Here is an 18,460-nt window from a genome sequence, read left to right on the forward strand (position 1 = left end):
CTTTTTGCGGAATCTGGTGCCGGAAATAGGAATCGAACCTACGACCTCATCATTACGAATGACGCGCTCTACCAACTGAGCTATTCCGGCGAGGCCGTGAATTCTAGGGGTCGCAGGGGGTGGGGTCAATTCACCAGCTGCAGGCGGAGTTCCTTGGGCAGGGCGAAAACCATGCTCTCCGGCTCTCCGTCCAGCTCGGCTACCCCGCTGGCGCCCAGTTCGCGCAGGCGCTCGATCACGCCCTGCACCAGCACGTCGGGGGCTGAAGCGCCGGCGGTGACGCCGATGCGGCTCTTGCCCGCCACCCACGACGGCTCGATTTCCGCGGCCCCATCTATCAGGTAAGCCTCCACGCCCTCGCGCTCGGCCAGCTCGCGCAAACGGTTGGAATTGGAACTGTTGGGCGAACCCACCACCAGCATCAGGTCGCAACGCGCGGCCAGCTCGCGCACGGCGTCCTGGCGGTTCTGGGTGGCATAGCAGATGTCGTCGTGGCGCGGGCCCTGCATCTCGGGGAAACGGGCCTGCAGCGCTTCGATGATGCCGCGGGTGTCGTCCACCGACAGCGTGGTCTGGGTGGTATAGGCCAGGTTCTGCGGCTGTTCCACTTGCAGCGTGGCCACGCCCTCCAGGTCTTCCACCAGGTAGATCTTCCCTGCCCCATCTTCGCTGTTCCACTGACCCATGGTGCCTTCCACTTCCGGGTGCCCGGCATGGCCGATCAGCACCACATCGCGGCCGGCGCGGCAATGGCGCGCGACTTCGAAATGGACCTTGGTGACCAACGGACAGGTCGCATCGAAGATCTTCAGGCCGCGCGAAGCGGCTTCGGCGCGCACCGCCTGCGATACGCCGTGCGCGCTGAAGATCACCGTGGCGTTGTCGGGCACTTCGTCGAGCTCTTCCACGAACACCGCGCCGCGATTGCGCAGGTCTTCCACCACGAAGCGGTTGTGGACCACTTCGTGGCGGACGTAGATCGGCGCGCCCAGGGTTTCGATGGCGCGTTTGACGATCTCGATGGCGCGGTCGACACCGGCGCAGAAACCCCTGGGATTGGCGAGAAGGATGTCCATGGCGCGATTATGGACCTTTGGCCTTGCGCTTGCCGTCAAACAGACCGAACAGAGCGATGCCGATGGCGCCCCCGACAATGGCCGAATCGGCCAGGTTGAAGGCCGGCCAATAGTGCTCGCGCCAGTGCCACTGGATGAAATCGACCACGTGCCCATGCATCAGGCGATCGATGACGTTGCCCAGTGCCCCGCCGATCACCAGCGCATAGGGCGCCGCCTGGCGCCAGTCCCCGCGCGCCGTGCGCGACAGCCAGAATCCCAGCAAGCCGCTGATGGCGACAGCGAGGATCGTGAAGAACCAGATCTGCCAGCCGCCCGCATCGCTCAGAAAGCTGAACGCAGCCCCGGTGTTGTAGGTGCGGTACCAGTTCCAGAAGCCCTCGATCACCGGGATAGCGGTGTATTCCGGCAGCTTCGCCAGCACCCAAGCTTTGCTCAGCTGGTCCAGAGCGATGACGACGATGGACAGGATCAGCCAGGTGAGGGCGCTGGGTTTGGGGTGATTGGACATGTGGGACGACGCCTTCGTTTGTTCCCTTCTCCCACCGGGAGAAGGTGCCCCGCAGGGGCGGATGAGGGAATGGATTTTCAGATCACGGAAAAACTCTGGCGCGGACAGCTCCCTCCCTCATCCGTCGCTTCGCGCCACCTTCTCCCGGAGGGAGAAGGAAACGCAAGATCAGAACCACTTCCTGTCTTCGCCCGGACCTTCGATATTGGAGACGCAGCGGCCGCACAGCTCCGGGTGCCGCGCATCCACACCGACGTCGGCGCGATGGTGCCAGCAGCGCACGCATTTGGCCTTGGTGCTCGGCTGCGCCAGCACGAACACCTCGTCGGCATTGACCGCCGAAACGCTGACATCGCCGCTGATGAACAGGAAGCGGAGCTCCTCGGCAAGCGGTTGCCACTTGGCGGCCGTTTCGGCGTTCGCCGACACCGCGATTTCCGCGTCCAGCGCCGCGCCGATCACGCCGTTGGCGCGCATCGGTTCCAGCACCTTGGCCATCTGCTCGCGCAGCGCCAGAAGCTTGTCGAAGTCTTCGGCCGACAACGGCGCGTCCGCAGGCAGCGGCACCAGGCCGTCGTACCAGGTGGTGAACAGCACGTTGGCCGCGCGTTCGCCCGGCAGGAAACCCCAGATTTCGTCGGCGGTGAAGCTGAGGATCGGCGCGACCCAGCGCGTGAACGCCTCCAGGATATGGAACATCGCGCTCTGCGCCGAACGGCGGCCGCGCGAATCTTCCCGCATGGTGTACAGGCGGTCCTTGGTCACGTCCAGGTACAGCGAACCCAGATCGACGCTGCAGAAATTGAGCAGGGTCTGCACGATTTCGGCGAAGTCGTAGCGCTCGTAGGCCGCGACGATCTTCTGCTGCACTTCGAAGGCGCGGTGCACGACCCAGCGATCCAGCGCCACCATGTCTGCGGGCGCCACCAGATCGCGCACGGGATCGAAACCGTCCAGATTGCTCAGCAAAAAACGCGCCGTATTGCGCAGACGGCGGTAGGCGTCGGCATTGCGCTTCAGGATTTCCTGCGACAGCGACATCTCGTTGCTGTAGTCGGCCGAGGCTATCCACAGACGCAGGATGTCCGCGCCCAGCGTCTTCATGATGTCCTGCGGCTCGATGCCGTTGCCCAGCGACTTGGACATCTTGCGGCCGTTCTCGTCCACGGTGAAACCGTGGGTGAGGCACTGCCGGTAAGGCGCGTGCTTGTCGATGGCCACGCCGGTGAGCAGCGAAGACTGGAACCAGCCGCGATGCTGGTCCGAACCTTCCAGATACAGATCGGCCGGCTTGCCGAAGCCGCGATCCAGCAGCACGCCTTCATGGGTGACGCCGGAGTCGAACCACACATCCAGGATGTCGGTGGTCTTCTCGTATTCCTTGGCTTCCTCGCCCAGCAGTTTGGCTGCGTCCAGCGCATACCAGACGTCCACACCGCCCTGCTCCACTTTGTCGGCCACCACGCGCATGAGCTCCACCGTGCGAGGATGCGGCTCGCCGGTTTCGCGGTGTACGAACAAAGTGATCGGCACGCCCCAGGTGCGCTGGCGGCTGATGCACCAATCGGGTCGGCCTTCGATCATGCCGGCGATACGCGCTTCGCCCCAGGCGGGATACCACTTCACGTGCTTGATCGCGGCCAGAGCGTCACGACGCAGATGCGCCTGTTCCATCGAGATGAACCATTGCGGCGTGGCCCGGAACACCACCGGCGTGCGGTGGCGCCAGCAATGCGGGTAGCTGTGCTCCAGCTTGTGGAAGGCGAGCAGCGCGCCGCTTTCGCGCAGCACTTCGACGATGGCGTCGTTGGCTTTCCAGATATGCAATCCAGCAAGTACGAGCTTGCCGGCAGGCGGCGTGGACGGCAGGTACACGCCGCGCCCGTCCACCGGATTCATCTGCGCCGCGGTGTAGCGTTCGATCAGGCCGTATTTCTGGCCGACCACGAAGTCTTCCTGGCCATGCCCCGGCGCGGTGTGCACGGCGCCGGTGCCGTCTTCGGCGGAGACGTGATCGCCCAGGATCACCGGGATCTCGCGTTCGGCATAGAAGGGATGCTTCAACACCACGCCTTCCAGCGCGCTACCCTTGGCGTGCGCATGCGTCACCGGCTCGGCGACGCCATAACGCTGCAGCGCGCGCGCGGCGAGCGCTTCGGCGACCACCAGCCAGCGCCGCTGGCCGTTGTGCGCCGGTCCTTCGACCAGCGCGTAATCCAGGTCCGGACCCAGCGACACGGCCAGCGAGGCGGGAAGCGTCCAGGGGGTGGTGGTCCAGATCGGCACCGCCACTTCCACCCCTTGCGGCACGGTCACGTCGAACGCCGCCGCCAATGCCTTGGCATCGCGCACGATGTAGGCGACGTCCACCGCCGGCGAAACCTTGTCCTGGTATTCGATCTCGGCCTCGGCCAGCGCCGAGCCGCAGTCGAAACACCAATGCACAGGCTTGGCGCCGCGCAACAGGTGGCCGTTGGCCACGATCTTGGACAATGCGCGGATTTCGTCGGCCTCGAACTTGAAATTGAGCGTGAGGTACGGGTTTTCCCAATCGCCGATCACGCCCAGGCGCTTGAAGTCGCGGCGCTGGATGTCGATCTGTTCGTTGGCGAACTCGCGGCATTTTTCGCGGAATTGCGCAGCGTCGAGCTTCACGCCGACCTTGCCGTGTTTCTTTTCCACCGCGATCTCGATCGGCAGGCCATGGCAATCCCATCCCGGCACGTACGGCGCGTCGAAACCCGCTACGTACTTCGATTTGACGATGATGTCCTTGAGTATCTTGTTGACCGCATGGCCCAGGTGGATGGCGCCGTTGGCGTAGGGCGGGCCGTCGTGCAGCACGAACAACGGCCGGCCCTTGGCGTTGGCGCGCAGCTGCGCGTACAGGCCATCGGCCTCCCAGCGCGCCAGGGTCTGCGGTTCGCGCTTGGGCAGGTCGCCGCGCATCGGGAATTCCGTGGCGGGCAGGTGCAGCGTTGCTTTGTAATCCTGGGTCACGCGGTCGCTCGTAGTCGTTGTTCGGAAAGGAGGCGGCGCGCGGTTTCGGCGTCGCGTTGCATCTGCTCGGTCAGCGAAGGCAGATCGGGGAATTTGAGTTCGTCGCGCAGCTTGGCGACGAATTCGACTTCGATATGGCGACCGTACAGATCGCCGTCGAAATCGAACAGGTGCGCTTCCAGCAAAGGTTCGACGCCGTCGACGGTGGGACGCGTGCCGAAACTCGACACCGAAGCATGGGGGCGCTCGCCCACTCCATGCACCCAGGTCGCGTAGATGCCGGAAAGCGCCGGCACTTTCGGAAACCGCAGGTTGGCGGTGGGGAAACCCAGCGTGCGGCCGAGCTGTTTGCCGCGGACCACGCGTCCGCCGATCGAATAAGCGCGGCCCAGCAGGCGCGAGGCATCGGTGAAGTCGCCGCTTCGCAGGGCTTCGCGGATACGGGTGCTGGAGACGCGTTCGCCCTGCAGCAGCACGGGTTCGATTTCATCGGCCGAAAAGCCGAGTTCCCTGCCCATCTGCTTCAACAAGGGCAGATCGCCGCCGCGCCGATGGCCGAAGCGGAAATCCGGGCCGATCCAGACCTCGCGCGCGCCGAGCCGTCCGATCAGCAGTTTGCGCACGAATTCCTCCGCGCTCATGGCCGACAGGCGCGCGTCGAACCGCAGCAGGCCGACGCTGTCCGCGCCCAGGTCGCGCAGGCCCTGGTACTTGCCTCGCGCCAGGGTCAGGCGCGGCGGCGGCAGGTCGCGGGAAAAGAACTCGCGCGGCAGCGGCTCGAAGCTCAGCGCCACCGCCGGCAAGGACAAATCGCGGGCACGGGCGACGGCGTGGCGCACCAGCGCCCGATGGCCCAGGTGCAGACCGTCGAAGGCGCCGATGCAGACCACGCTACCGTGCGGGAACAACGCCCCACCATCGACGTCACGAAACAGCCTGCTCATCGTCATGAAGTATAGCCGGGCAGCCGCAACTCAATGTCCGCGCAGGTCGCGGGGACGAATGCCCTGCAGCCACAGCAATGCCCCGTAAATGGCACCGCCAGACCCGACCAACACGGCCAAACGCCAGCCCCGCTGCCACCAGGACCATGGCGTCCAGTCCTGCCAGAGCCACAGAAGCGCTGCCAGCACCAGGATCATGGCCAGGCTGGCGACAACGATCTGGCGGATGAATTTCCTCCATCCGGGCTGCACTTCGTACACCGCCGCTCGCCGCAGGTACCACCACAGCTGCAGTGCGTTCAGCCACCCGGCCAGAGCGATGGCCAGCGCGAGCAAGGCATGCATGCCGGGCAAGTGTTCCAGAGCTGCGAACCACCTGCCGCCGCTTTTGGCCAGCGCAGCCTGGCCAGCGTCGGTGAAGGCCAGCACAGACGCGAACAACAATGCGGTGAACAAGGCGTTGGCCGCCACCGAGACCACGGCTGCCTTGACCGGGGTACGTGTGTCCTGTCGCGAATAAAAGGCAGGAGCCAGCACTTTGACCAGCAGGAACGCCGGCACCGCCATCGATTGGGTCATCAGGCTGAGGCTGCTCATGCGGGTATCCACCGCATCGAACTCGCGATATTGGAACAAGGTCGACATCAGCGGCTGCGCGCACATCACCAGGCCGACGCATGCCGGAATGCCGATCAGCAGGCAGAGCCTGAATCCCCAGTCCAGGCCCTTCGAGAAGCCCGCCGGATCGGTGGAAGCGTGACGGCTGGACAAGTGCGGCAGGATCACCGTGCCGATGGCGACGCCGAACATGCCCAGGGGGAATTCCAGCAAGCGGTCGCTGTAGTAGAGCCAGGTAACGCTGCCACCCACCAGGAACGAAGCCATCAGGGTGTTCAGCAACAGGTTCACCTGTGCGACGGAGGAGCCGAACAAGGTCGGCACCATCAGCTTCATGATTTTGCGGACGCCCGCGTCCGCGGCTCCCCATCGCGGCCTCGGCAACAGGCCCAGCTTCGCCAGCGACGGCAGTTGGAACGCCAGTTGCAGGACACCCGCGGCGAATACGCCCCAGGCCAGGGCGAGAATGGGGTCCAGCCCCCAGCGCGGCATCAACGGCGTCAGCCATAGCGCCGCCGCGATCATCGAAACGTTCATCAATACGGGCGAGACGGCCGGTATCGCGAATCTCCCGTAGGTGTTGAGAATCCCGCCGGCCAGCGAGGCCAGAGAGATGAACAGCGCGTACGGGAACGTAATCCGCAGCATTTCCGTCGCTAGGCGGGCCTGCTCGCTGCCCACCTCGAAGCCAGGAGCGAAAAGCCGCATCACCCAGGGCGCCGCCAGCACCGCGACCGCGGTCAGCACCAGCAGGGCCGCGGTGAGGGTGCCGGCGACCCGGTCCACCAGTTCTTTCACCGCCCGCTGGTCGCCCCTGGCCTTGTACTCGGCCAGCACCGGCACGAAAGCCATGGAAAACGACCCTTCCGCCGACAGCCGCCGCATGAAATTGGGGATGCGGAAGGCCACCACGAAGGCGTCCATGGCCGGTCCGGCCCCGAAAACCGCCGCGTAGATCTGGTCCCGGACCAGCCCGGACAGCCGGGACAGGAAGGTCATGGAGCTGAAAACGGCCGTGGAACGCAGCAGACCCTTGCCGCTCATGGGCGCCTTCCCGCCGGGTTGACCCAAGTCCTTGAATACCCCATAATTTCGCGTTCGTTTTTCCGCATTCCGCCCATTACCGCTCCACCCAACGATTTCCTAGGATACCCACCGTGGCAAATATCAAGTCCGCCAAGAAGCGCGCCAAGCAGGCCGTCGTGCGCAATATGCGCAACACCGGCCAGCGTTCGATGCTGCGCACCGCCGTCAAGAAAGTGCTCAAGGCGCTGGACGCCAACGACGCCGCCGGCGCCCAGGCTGCCTTCGCTGTGGCTCAGCCGATCCTGGACCGCTTCAGCTCGCGCGGTCTGATCCACAAGAACAAGGCCGCCCGTCACAAGAGCCGCCTGACCGCCCGCATCAAGGCCCTGCAAGCCGCCTGATACGCAGCGATCCGCAATACCGAGAAACCCGGCTTCGGCCGGGTTTTTTGCTTTTCGTAGAGCTGAGCTTGCTCGGCTGCTTTTACCCTTACGCGAAAAGCAGCCGAGCAAGCTCGGCTCTACAAAGAAGCAAGACACGGCTTCGGCCTCAGCCGGCATCGCGCGCTTCCTGCTCGTCCTCTTTGAGACGGTCGAAGAAGGCCATCACGTCTTTCATGATCGGCCAGGTGCCTTCGCGCGAGACGGCGGAGGTCACGTACCAGGGCTGGGTCCAGCCCAATTCGGCGATCACTTCGGCGGCGCGGGTGGCGGCCTCGTCTTCGAACATCAGGTCGGCCTTGTTCAGCACCAGCCAGCGCGGCTTCTGCAGCAGTTCCGGATCGTGCTTTTCCAACTCGTGCTCGATCGCGCGGACCTGTTCGGCCGGGGAGATCTCCACCCCGCCCTCCATCGGCGCCATGTCCACCAGGTGCAGCAGCAGGCGGGTGCGCTGCAGGTGGCGCAGGAACATCGCGCCCAGGCCGGCGCCGTCGGCAGCGCCCTGGATCAGCCCGGGGATATCGGCGATCACGAAGCTGCGGTGGGCTTCCACGCTGACCACGCCCAGATTGGGGTACAGGGTGGTGAACGGGTAGTCCGCGACCTTGGGCGTCGCTGCGGACACGGCCCGGATGAAGGTGCTCTTGCCGGCATTGGGGAAGCCCAGCAAGCCCACGTCGGCCAGCAGCTTCAACTCCATCTTCAGGGTGCGCGCCTCGCCCTCGTCGCCCGGTGTGGCCCGGCGCGGCGAGCGCGTCACCGAGCTCTTGAAATGCATGTTGCCCAGGCCGCCCTTGCCGCCCTTGGCCACCAGCAGGCGGTCGCCGTGCTGGGTCAGGTCGCCGATCAGTTCGTCGGTGCTGACGTTGGTGATGGCCGTGCCGACCGGCACGGTGATGACCAGGTCGTCGCCGCCCTTGCCGTAGCGCTGCTGGCCCATGCCGTTCTCGCCGCGCTGAGCCTTGAAGATGCGCTGGTGACGGAAGTCGACCAAGGTGCTGATGTTCTCGTCGGCCTCGATCCACACGCTGCCGCCGTTGCCGCCGTCGCCGCCGTCCGGCCCGCCCAGCGGGATGAACTTCTCGCGACGGAAGCCGATGCAGCCGTCGCCGCCATTGCCGGCTATGACATCAATTTCTGCTTCGTCTACGAGTTTCATAAGGATTGGTTCGGAAGTTGGTTTAGGAACAGCTAGATATCTTGGAAGTCGTCATCCCAGCGAAAGCTGGGATCCATCTTGATTTTGATTTTGACTTTGCACCCTGCGAATCCAGAGCAAAGTCAAAATGGATCCCGGCTTCCGCTGGGATGACGATCGATTTATTGCGTTGGTGCTTGATTGTTCGGAATTGCCGGGCAAGAAACGAAAAGCCCCGCACGCGGCGGGGCCATTCGCTCGTTGCCGCGAAAGCTTACGCCTCGGCGACGACGCTCACGGTGCGGCGCTTTTTGGCGCCCTTCACCGAGAACTCGACCTTGCCGTCGACCAGCGCGAACAGCGTGTGGTCGCGGCCCAGGCCCACGCCCGGACCCGGATGGAACTCGGTGCCGCGCTGGCGCACGATGATGTTGCCTGCGTCGATGGCCTGGCCGCCGTAGATCTTGACGCCCAGCATCTTCGGATTGGAGTCGCGGCCGTTGCGCGAGGAGCCTACGCCCTTTTTATGTGCCATGACTTATCTCCTTACTTACTGTCACCACCGGCGATGCCGGTGATTTCGATTTCGGTGTAGTGCTGCCGGTGGCCCATTTGCTTCTTGTGGTGCTTGCGGCGGCGGAACTTGATGATGCGCACCTTGTCGGCGCGACCATGGGACTTGACGGTGGCGGTGACCGAAGCGCCTTTCAGCGCGTCGCCGAGCTTGACGCCCTCGCCGTCGCCCAGCATCAGGATCTGGTCGAACTTGATCTCCTTGCCAGCTTCGGTTTCGAGCTTCTCGACGCGAATCGTTTCGCCCGTCATCACGCGGTATTGCTTACCGCCGGTGACTAGAACTGCGTACATGGGTGTTTCCTTCTGTAGTTATTTTATTGACCCTGCCGCCATCGAGGGCGGACAGAAGCGGAATTGTAAGCCTTTCAGCAGGTTAGGGTCAACATTCCAGCCTCCCGAGCCTGCTTGGGGGTGGGAGCGGCGTCCGGCCGCGGGCTTCCACCGGCCTCCGGCCGGCTCCGAGGGAGTCGACGCCCCATTGAGAGCTCGCGGCGGGACGCCGCTCCCACGGCCCGTCCACCTTCCTGTCCGCCACCGCCCAGCGCGGCCAGACCGCCTTTTAATATGGGCATTTGCCCCCAGATCGAGGGATCGCTACGCTTCCCTGTTCGCTGACCGGATCCCCCACCCGATGGCCATGGACTTCATCCGCATTCGCGGCGCGCGGACGCATAACCTCAAGAATATCGATCTCGACCTGCCGCGAGACAAGCTGATCGTGATCACCGGCCTGTCCGGGTCGGGCAAGTCGTCGCTCGCATTCGACACCATCTATGCCGAAGGGCAGCGCCGCTACGTCGAGTCGCTGTCGGCCTACGCGCGCCAGTTCCTGAGCGTGATGGAGAAGCCCGATGTAGACCACATCGAGGGTCTGTCGCCGGCGATATCGATCGAGCAGAAGTCGACCTCGCACAACCCCCGCTCCACGGTCGGCACCATCACCGAGATCTACGACTACCTGCGCCTGCTCTACGCGCGCGTGGGCCTGCCGCGCTGCCCGGACCACGGCTATCCGCTGGAGGCGCAGACGGTCAGCCAGATGGTGGACCAGGTGCTCGCGCTCGATGGCGAGCAGCGCTACATGATGCTGGCGCCGGTGATCCGCGAACGCAAAGGCGAACACGCTCAGGTCTTCGACCAGCTGCGCGCGCAGGGTTACGTGCGCGTGCGCGTGGATGGCGAGCTTTACGAGATCGATGCGGTACCGGCGCTCGCCCTGCGCCAGAAGCACACCATCGAGGCGGTGATCGATCGCTTCAAGCCACGCGAGGACATCAAGCAGCGTCTGGCCGAAAGTTTCGAGACTGCACTGAAACTGGGCGATGGTATGGCTTCGGTGCAATCGCTGGACAACGCCGACACCGCGCCGCTGCTGTTCTCTTCCAAATACAGCTGCCCGGTCTGCGATTACTCGCTGCCGGAGCTGGAACCGCGCCTGTTCTCGTTCAACTCACCGGTTGGCGCCTGCCCGACCTGCGACGGCCTGGGCGTGGCCCAGTTCTTCGATCCGGCGCGCGTGGTGGTGCACCCGGAACTCTCGCTTTCCGCTGGTGCAGTGCGCGGCTGGGACCGGCGCAACGCCTACTACTTCCAGCTGATCGCATCGCTGGCCAAGCACTACCAGTTCGACGTGGACGCGCCGTGGCAGTCGCTGTCCGAAAGCGTGCGCCAGGCTGTGCTGTACGGCAGCGGCAGCGAGCTGATCACCTTCACTTATCTCACCGATTCGGGCGGGCGCAACCAGCGCAAGCACAAGTTCGAAGGCATCGTGCCGAATCTGGATCGCCGTTATCGCGAAACCGAATCGGCGGCGGTGCGCGAGGAACTGGCCAAGTACATCAGCGACCAGCCCTGCCCCGATTGCGGCGGCGCGCGGCTCAATAAATCGGCGCGCAATGTCTTCGTGGCCGATCGTGCGCTACCGGAACTGGTGGTGCTGCCGGTCGACGAAGCGCTGGCGTTCTTCCGCAAGCTTTCGCTGCCGGGCTGGCGTGGCGAGATCGCGACCAAGATCGTCAAGGAGATCGGCGAACGCCTCGGTTTCCTGGTCGATGTCGGTCTCGACTATCTGACCCTGGAACGCAAGGCCGACACACTCTCCGGCGGCGAAGCGCAGCGCATCCGCCTGGCCTCGCAGATCGGCGCCGGACTGGTGGGCGTGATGTACGTGCTGGACGAACCCAGCATAGGTTTGCACCAGCGCGACAACGAACGCCTGCTGGGCACGCTGACCCGCCTGCGCGACTTGGGCAACACAGTGATCGTGGTGGAACACGACGAGGACGCTATCCGCGCCGCCGATTACATCCTCGATATCGGTCCGTACGCCGGTGTGCATGGCGGCGAGATCGTGGCCGAAGGGCAGCTGGCCGACATCCTGAAAGCACCGCGCTCGCTGACCGGGCAGTTCCTGTCGGGCAAGCGCCGCATCGAGATTCCCAACCTGCGCCATAAGCCGAACCCGAAGATGACCCTGCATCTGCGCGGCGCCAGCGGCAACAACCTCAAAGAGGTCGACCTGGATATCGCCGCGGGCCTGTTCACCTGCATCACCGGCGTATCCGGTTCCGGCAAGTCCACGCTGATCAACGACACGCTGTACACGCTGGCGGCCAACGAGATCAACGGCGCTTCGCACAAGCCGGCGCCGTATCGCGAGGTGGAAGGCCTGGACCTGTTCGACAAGGTCGTGGACATCGACCAGTCGCCGATCGGACGCACGCCGCGCTCCAACCCGGCGACCTACACCGGCTTGTTCACGCCCTTGCGCGAGCTGTTCGCGCAGGTTCCCGAATCGCGCGCGCGCGGTTATTCGCCGGGCCGTTTCAGTTTCAACGTGCGCGGCGGCCGTTGCGAAGCCTGCCAGGGCGACGGCCTGATCAAGGTCGAGATGCACTTCCTGCCCGACGTGTATGTGCCTTGCGATGTCTGCCATGGCAAGCGCTACAACCGCGAGACGCTGGAGATCACCTACAAGGGCCACAACATCAGCGACATCCTGGAGATGACGGTCGAGGACGCGCTGAAACTGTTCGAGCCCGTGCCTGCGCTGGCCCGCAAGCTGGAGACGCTGATCGACGTGGGCCTGAGCTACATCAAGCTGGGCCAGAGCGCGACCACGCTGTCCGGCGGCGAAGCGCAGCGCGTGAAGCTGTCGAAGGAACTGTCGCGTCGCGACACCGGACGCACGCTCTACATCCTGGACGAGCCGACCACCGGCCTGCACTTCCACGATATCGAGCATCTGCTGGCGGTGCTGCACAAGCTGCGCGACGACGGCAACACCATCGTGGTGATCGAACACAACCTGGACGTGATCAAGACCGCCGACTGGGTGGTGGACCTGGGCCCGGAAGGCGGCCACCGCGGCGGACAGATCCTGGCCACCGGCACGCCCGAACAGATCGCCGCGCACCCGGCGTCGTACACCGGGCAGTTCCTGGCCAAACTGTTGCCCAAGTCGAAGGCCGCCAAGGGTGAGAAGCCGGCTGCGCTGGCCAAGCCAGCAGTGCTGCCGCAACGCAAATCGGTGCTCAAGCAGGAAGCCAAGGATGCCAAGGCTGCAGCGAGCGCAGCGAAGAAGACCGCGAAGAAGAAGGCGGCCAAGTGACCGGCCAGGCAGGCTTGCAGGGTGGGCCGATCGCGCGTGTCGTCATCAGCGTGCGCTGGGGGGACATGGATGCGTTCAACCATGTCAACAACGCGCAGTATCTGCGCTATCTGGAAGAAGCGCGGGTGCAATGGCTTGCGGGAATTCCGGGAGTCTCACTGGCCGACCGCATCGCGCCCGTGCTGGTGGCGAGCAACGTCAACTACCGGCGACCGATCGAATGGCCGAACGAGATCGCCGTGGAGTTGTTCATCGAGAAAATCGGCAACAGCAGCCTGACCATGGGTCATCGCATGTCGTCTTCGACCGATGGAGCCGTGCTGTATTCCGACGGCAATGTGGTGATGGTGTGGATAGATACGCAGACCGGAAAGAGCGTGCCGTTGCCGGAAGCTATAAAAGCTGCTTGCGCTGTCTAACGCTAGAAACTGATGTTAGAAAAAAACCCGTTCGTGGTGAGCTTGTCGAACCACGCCTTTCGCCTAAATCTCGAATAGAAGGCTTTGACTACCCGCTAAGAGCGTGGTTCGACAGGCTCACCACGAACGGGTTACGGAGCATGGGGCTTCCCCGCCAAATTGCCCGGCGATTCATAACCGCTCGCTCATGCAGCCGATAGCGCTACGAGCGCTACGGCGCAGGCTTCCTCACCACCAGCTCCGACAAAATCTCCCGCCCGTCCTGCAGCTTGAAGTTCACCACCACCTTGCTGCCTTCCTTCAACGGCGCGCGCGGCTGCATCAGCATCAGATGCAGGCCGCCGGGCTTGAGCGTGGCCGCATCGTCGGGCGCGATACGCAGCTGTTCTATCTCGCGCATGCGGTTGACGCCGTCCACGTTGCGGGTTTCGTGGATCGACACGTCGCCGAAGGCCGGGCTGCTGGCCGACACGATGACTACCGGCATCGGACAGGGATTGGCGATACGGCCGAACCCGGCCATCATCGGCATGGCCGCGGGCGGCAACCGCACCCAGCCCTCCTTCATCGCCGGTGCGCACTCTTTCGCGCTCGCCTGCAGCGCAGCGGCAGTCAATAGAAGCGCAACCGCGTATTTCGCGAGCTTCCGCCCGGCCCGCATCCACTTGCCATGATGTCTTTTGTCCATGCGCTTATGATATCCGCCGGACCCACCGGAGAAAGTGAATGACCGCACTCGTCGAAATCATCGCCCATGGCGCGATCCGCGAGCTCCGCCTGGCGCGTGCGCCGGTCAATGCGCTCAACACCGATCTGTGCCGGGCGCTGATCGTGGCACTGAATGCGGCGGTGGCCGACGGCGTGCACGGCATCGTGCTGTCCGGCAACGAAAAAGTTTTTTCCGCCGGCCTGGACGTGCCTCACCTGATGTCGCACGGCGAGGACCGCCACGCCTTGCTGGACAGTTGGCATGCCTTTTTCGGCGCGGCCCGCACCCTGGCCGAATCGCGGGTGCCGGTGGTGGCCGCACTGACCGGGCACTCTCCCGCCGGCGGCTGCGTGCTGGCCCTGTGCTGCGACTATCGGATCATGGCGCGCAGTCCGGACCCCGCGCGGCCCTTCGCCATCGGCCTCAATGAAACCCAGGTCGGGCTGGTGGCGCCGGAAGGCATCCAGCAATTGCTCCGCAGGGTGGTCGGCATCTATCGCGCCGAACGTCTGCTGGTGGCCGGCGAACTGGTGCCCGCCGATCGCGCGCTCGAGATCGGACTGATCGACGAGCTGGTCGCCGGCAATGAAGTGGTGCCGCGCGCGGTGGCCTGGCTGCAACGGTTGTTGCAGCTGCCCACCCATCCGATGCTGCAGACCCGCACCATCGCGCGCGCTGACCTGGTGGCCGCGTTGCATCCCGATAACATCCAGATGGACCGCTTCATCGAAGCCTGGTATGCGCCGGACACGCAGACGGCGTTGCAGGCCTTGATCGCAAAATTGCGCAAGTAGGTCGGGGCTACGCCCCCGACTCCAGGGCGAACAGTTTTCCCCGCGCGTCGGGGGCGTAGCCCCGACCTACGGGCCGGTAGCTACGGGCCGCGACCGATCGCTGATCCAGCCGCTCCATGAGCCCGCATAGACGCGCGCGCCGTGCAGGCCGGCGTGCTCCATGGCCAGGAGCAAATGGCAGGCTGTGACGCCGGAGCCGCACATCACCACGACTTCTTCGGGCTTGCGTTCGGACAGCATCGGCGCAAGCTGATCACGCAGTTCCGCGGGCGATTTGAAGCGGCCATCGCGCAGGTTCTGCGAGAACGGATGATTCAACGCACCGGGAACATGCCCGGCAACCGGGTCCAAAGGCTCCACCTCGCCGCGGAAACGCTCCGCGGCACGGACATCGAACAGCCAGCCCGTGGGCTCGCCGAGACGCGACAGCACTTCATCGGCATGGGCGATCGCTGCGGGATCGAACCGCGCCGGGTAGGGTGCGGCTTCATCGATGCGGGTCGTTTCGCCGGTTTCCGGCAACTGGCCGGCGCGCCAGGCGCCCAGTCCGCCGTTCAATACCGCGACGCGTTCGTGGCCCAGCAATTTCAGCAGCCACCACAGCCGCGCGGCCGCCATGCTGCCATCGCCCGCGTCGTACACCACGACCTGATGGTGGGGCGCGATGCCCCATTGGCCGAGCTTGCGGGTGAAGTCTTCGTCTTCCGGCAGCGGATGCCTGCCCTGCCCGGTCTTCCGCAGGTCCGAAAGATCCTCGTTGAGATCGGCATACATCGCGCGCGGAATATGCGATTGCTCGTAACCGGGACGACCCTGCGCCGGATCGACGAGCGAGAATCGCGCGTCCACGATGCGCAGGTCGCTGTTGCCGAGCTCGGCGGCCAGGTCCTGCGGGTCGATCAAAGTGGTCCACTTCATGCGATACCCGTCAGTCTTTCGCGCAAGTTGAACAACATGGCCGCAGTCGCGCCCCAGATGCGCTGGCCCGGCCAGTCGTACTCCAGCACCGCACGGCGACGTCCACGGTAGTCCACTTCCACCCGGCGCAGGTTTTCCGGCGCCATCAGGAAATCCAGCGGCACTTCGAACACGTCCGCCACTTCGTCCGGATTAGGCACCGCGACGTAGGCTGGATCGATCACCGCTACGACCGGCATCACCCGGAAACCGCTGATGGTAGTGAAAGGATCGAGAAACCCGAGCGGGGATATCTGCCTGGCGGTGAGCGCGATCTCTTCGTTGCTTTCGCGGATGGCTGCGGCGACCGGATTGAGATCGCTGGTTTCTATGCGGCCGCCCGGGAAACTGACCTGACCGCCATGGTGGCGCAGGCCGTCGGTGCGGCGGGTCAGCAATACCTGCGTGCCGTGCTTGCGCGGCACCAGCCCCGCCAGCACCGCCGATTCGACCGGAGGTCCAGGAGGCAGCAGATCGACCAGTTCCTCATGGTTCCAGCCGTCCCGCGTCGGCATCGCGGTCAACGGATGCAAGGCCCCGAGCAAAGCCTCGCGTTCGCGCAGCAGCGACTCGAAACCCGCGCGCGACTGCTCGCGTCCGGGTAGGACCTCCATCAAACGCAGGCGTTCGTCATCGTTCATTTGCGACCAGCGGGCAATCTCTGCGGTCGTCCGCAGACAACCTTGGCATAGCCCGTCGTCAGCCAGGGTACAAACGCCGATGCACGGGCTGAGCACGGCGCGGTAAGCGGAATTCATCGAATCGGACACCAACCGGAGCATAGCGCCTGTACAGCGCGCATTGCCCGGAACAAAACAGCACTTCAGAAAAAGGCTACGCCGGCACTGGGCCGGCGTAGCGGGACTACAGGACTTGGCTACCCAAGTCGCTGGATCCCCGCTTTCGCGGGGATGACGTTTCGGCAAAGCCGCCTGCGCTATGCGCAGGCGGGCCGAAACGTCACTTGACGCTGACCAGCTTGACCTCGAAAACCACGGCCTGGTTCGGGCCGACGGGCGATTGCGGGGTGTTGCCGTAGGCCTTGTCGGCCGGCAGCACCACTTCCCAGCGGGCGCCGGTGGGCATCTGCACGATGGCTTCGCGCAGACCCGCCAGCGGAATTTCGCTGACCTTGATCGCCATCGGCGCGGGCGCCGTGGTCTGGCCCTGCTGCGGGCTGAAGGTATCGACGAAGGTGCGGCCGTCGCTCAGCGAACCCTTGTACTGCATGGTCACGTTGCTGGCCTGGGTCGGCTTGGCGCCGCTTCCGGCTTCGATCACGCGGTACTGGATGCCGCCCGGCAGGCTCTGTACGCCGGCCTTGCTCTTGTTCTGGGCCAGGAAGGCGTCGCTCTTGGTCTTGTTCTCGGCCGAAGCCTTGTCGAACGCGGCCTTGGCCTTTTCCATCTGGCGCTTCTGCATGGTTTCCACGGCGGTACGCAGCTGGGCCACGGGAACGGTGGGCTCCTTCTTGCCGTAGCCTTCCTGCAGGGCCTTGACGACCGTATTGATGTCGACGGCTTCGCCGCTTTCGACAAGGTTGCGGCCAAGGTCGTAACCAAGCGCGTAGCTCAGTGCATTTTTATCGGGCGCCGGCGTGGTTTGCGCGAAGGCGGAGCCGGCTACCAGGGTCATGGCCGCAAGGGTGGCGGCAAGCAAACGCAACTTCATTATCAACAAACCTCCGGTTATGGAATGGGGCGGTCGAACCGCCCCAGTAGGACGCGCTAGGATAGCCGCCGGGGGGCTTAACCGCCAGTGACGACGGGGCTTGTGACCCGCTTGCGGGCCTTAAGTTCCGCCTGATTTCCTCACATTATCGACAGCGACCATGACCGACTCCCCCGTTACCACCCGCCACCAGGACGGCATCCTGCGGATCACCGTCAACCGTCCCGACAAGCTCAATGCTCTCAATGGAGCGACCCTGGATGCGCTGTTTGCGGCCTTCAACGACGCGGCAGAGGACCCAGGCACAAGGGTGCTGGTGTTGACCGGCGCCGGTCCGAAGGCTTTTGTGGCCGGGGCCGATATCGCCGAAATGTCGGGTCTGCGACCCACCGAAGGCCGCGACTTCTCGCTGCGCGGCCAGCGCGTGATGCGCCGGATCGAGACCATGCCCAAGCCGGTCATCGCAATGGTGAACGGATTCGCACTGGGCGGCGGGCTGGAACTGGCCATGGCCTGCCACCTGCGGATTGCGGCCGATACGGCCAAGCTGGGACAGCCTGAAATCAATCTGGGCCTGATTCCCGGATTCGGCGGCACCCAGCGCCTGCTGCGCCTGACCGGCCGCGCGGCCACGCTGGAACTCTGCCTGCTGGGCGCCTCGATCGATGCCGCACGCGCGCTGCAGCTGGGCATCGTCAATCGCGTGGTTGCGGCCGCCGATCTCGAGGCCGAGACGCTCAAAGTGGCCGAACAACTCGCGCAAGCGGCGCCGTTGGCATTGCGCGGCACGCTCGATGCGGTGAACGTGGGTGGTGAATGCGCCATCGAGGAAGGTCTGCAGTACGAAACCGCGCAATTCGGGCTGATGTTTTCTACGGACGATATGCGCGAAGGCACGCGCGCGTTCCTGGAGCGTCGCAAGCCCGTCTTCACTGGGACTTGAATCCGTGGAAACGGAAGCAACCGGCGAT

General features: G+C 64.6%; 17 protein-coding genes and 1 tRNA gene. 5 read left to right on the forward strand and 13 right to left on the reverse strand.

What is annotated here, in order from left to right:
• Positions 1–14: 14 nt before the first annotated feature.
• The 6 genes from BLR66_RS05685 to murJ form a co-directional block, all read right to left on the reverse strand.
• Positions 15–90 (reverse strand) — tRNA-Thr (locus BLR66_RS05685).
• Between the two features lie 35 nt (positions 91–125).
• Positions 126–1,076, reverse strand: coding sequence for a 4-hydroxy-3-methylbut-2-enyl diphosphate reductase (gene ispH, locus BLR66_RS05690; protein ID WP_093281039.1), 951 nt, complete (start codon positions 1,074–1,076; stop codon positions 126–128).
• A 7-nt stretch (positions 1,077–1,083) separates the two neighbouring features.
• A complete protein-coding gene (gene lspA / locus BLR66_RS05695; protein WP_093281044.1) occupies positions 1,084–1,587 on the reverse strand; it encodes a signal peptidase II in 504 nt (167 codons plus the stop codon).
• 168 nt (positions 1,588–1,755) lie between these two features.
• Complete coding sequence (gene ileS / locus BLR66_RS05700) at positions 1,756–4,587, reverse strand: isoleucine--tRNA ligase (protein WP_093281049.1); 2,832 nt, start codon at positions 4,585–4,587, stop codon at positions 1,756–1,758.
• A complete protein-coding gene (locus BLR66_RS05705) occupies positions 4,584–5,531 on the reverse strand; it encodes a bifunctional riboflavin kinase/FAD synthetase (protein WP_093284392.1) in 948 nt (315 codons plus the stop codon). The genes ileS and BLR66_RS05705 overlap by 4 nt, the downstream gene beginning before the upstream one ends.
• Positions 5,532–5,561: 30 nt before the next feature.
• Positions 5,562–7,193, reverse strand: coding sequence for a murein biosynthesis integral membrane protein MurJ (gene murJ, locus BLR66_RS05710; protein WP_093281054.1), 1,632 nt, complete (start codon positions 7,191–7,193; stop codon positions 5,562–5,564).
• Positions 7,194–7,306: 113 nt separating this feature from the next.
• Here murJ and rpsT point away from each other — a divergent pair, with 113 nt between their 5' ends.
• Entirely contained in the window at positions 7,307–7,576 is a 270-nt protein-coding gene (rpsT, locus tag BLR66_RS05715; RefSeq protein WP_093281058.1) for a 30S ribosomal protein S20, read from the forward strand.
• 148 nt (positions 7,577–7,724) lie between these two features.
• Here rpsT and obgE read toward each other — a convergent pair whose 3' ends face one another.
• The 3 genes from obgE to rplU form a co-directional block, all read right to left on the reverse strand.
• Positions 7,725–8,774, reverse strand: coding sequence for a GTPase ObgE (gene obgE, locus BLR66_RS05720; RefSeq protein ID WP_093281063.1), 1,050 nt, complete (start codon positions 8,772–8,774; stop codon positions 7,725–7,727).
• A 253-nt stretch (positions 8,775–9,027) separates the two neighbouring features.
• Positions 9,028–9,288, reverse strand: coding sequence for a 50S ribosomal protein L27 (gene rpmA / locus BLR66_RS05725; RefSeq protein ID WP_093281069.1), 261 nt, complete (start codon positions 9,286–9,288; stop codon positions 9,028–9,030).
• 11 nt (positions 9,289–9,299) lie between these two features.
• On the reverse strand, positions 9,300–9,620 hold the full coding sequence (rplU, locus tag BLR66_RS05730) for a 50S ribosomal protein L21 (RefSeq protein ID WP_093281073.1): 321 nt from the start codon (positions 9,618–9,620) through the stop codon (positions 9,300–9,302).
• Between the two features lie 340 nt (positions 9,621–9,960).
• Here rplU and uvrA point away from each other — a divergent pair, with 340 nt between their 5' ends.
• Together uvrA and BLR66_RS05740 are read left to right on the forward strand one after the other, a co-directional pair.
• The gene (gene uvrA / locus BLR66_RS05735; protein WP_093281078.1) at positions 9,961–12,939 is read left to right on the forward strand and encodes an excinuclease ABC subunit UvrA; all 2,979 of its coding nucleotides are present in this window, start codon (positions 9,961–9,963) and stop codon (positions 12,937–12,939) included.
• 14 nt (positions 12,940–12,953) lie between these two features.
• A complete protein-coding gene (locus tag BLR66_RS05740; RefSeq protein WP_255402382.1) occupies positions 12,954–13,358 on the forward strand; it encodes an acyl-CoA thioesterase in 405 nt (134 codons plus the stop codon).
• Positions 13,359–13,569: 211 nt separating this feature from the next.
• Here BLR66_RS05740 and BLR66_RS05745 read toward each other — a convergent pair whose 3' ends face one another.
• Positions 13,570–14,019, reverse strand: coding sequence for a copper chaperone PCu(A)C (locus BLR66_RS05745; RefSeq protein WP_176943815.1), 450 nt, complete (start codon positions 14,017–14,019; stop codon positions 13,570–13,572).
• Between the two features lie 65 nt (positions 14,020–14,084).
• On the opposite strand from BLR66_RS05745, the gene BLR66_RS05750 reads away from it, so the two are divergent.
• On the forward strand, positions 14,085–14,861 hold the full coding sequence (locus BLR66_RS05750) for an enoyl-CoA hydratase/isomerase family protein (protein ID WP_093281088.1): 777 nt from the start codon (positions 14,085–14,087) through the stop codon (positions 14,859–14,861).
• A gap of 66 nt (positions 14,862–14,927) precedes the next feature.
• Here BLR66_RS05750 and BLR66_RS05755 read toward each other — a convergent pair whose 3' ends face one another.
• The 3 genes from BLR66_RS05755 to BLR66_RS05765 all read right to left on the reverse strand — a co-directional run bounded on the left by BLR66_RS05755 (position 14,928) and on the right by BLR66_RS05765 (position 17,489).
• Positions 14,928–15,779 carry a sulfurtransferase gene (locus BLR66_RS05755; protein WP_093281092.1) on the reverse strand — a complete coding sequence of 284 codons (852 nt, stop codon included), beginning with the start codon at positions 15,777–15,779 and terminating at the stop codon, positions 14,928–14,930.
• Positions 15,776–16,576, reverse strand: a complete 801-nt coding sequence (locus BLR66_RS05760; protein WP_093284399.1) for an NUDIX hydrolase — start codon at positions 16,574–16,576, stop codon at positions 15,776–15,778. Before BLR66_RS05760 ends, BLR66_RS05755 begins: the two co-directional genes overlap by 4 nt.
• A 202-nt stretch (positions 16,577–16,778) precedes the next feature.
• Positions 16,779–17,489: an FKBP-type peptidyl-prolyl cis-trans isomerase N-terminal domain-containing protein gene (locus BLR66_RS05765; protein ID WP_093281096.1), complete on the reverse strand. Its 711-nt coding sequence runs from the start codon at positions 17,487–17,489 to the stop codon at positions 16,779–16,781.
• A gap of 160 nt (positions 17,490–17,649) precedes the next feature.
• On the opposite strand from BLR66_RS05765, the gene BLR66_RS05770 reads away from it, so the two are divergent.
• On the forward strand, positions 17,650–18,432 hold the full coding sequence (locus BLR66_RS05770; RefSeq protein WP_093281101.1) for an enoyl-CoA hydratase/isomerase family protein: 783 nt from the start codon (positions 17,650–17,652) through the stop codon (positions 18,430–18,432).
• Positions 18,433–18,460: the final 28 nt, after the last annotated feature.

Source organism: Pseudoxanthomonas sp. CF125, from assembly GCF_900104085.1.
Classification (GTDB): Bacteria; Pseudomonadota; Gammaproteobacteria; order Xanthomonadales; family Xanthomonadaceae; genus Pseudoxanthomonas_A.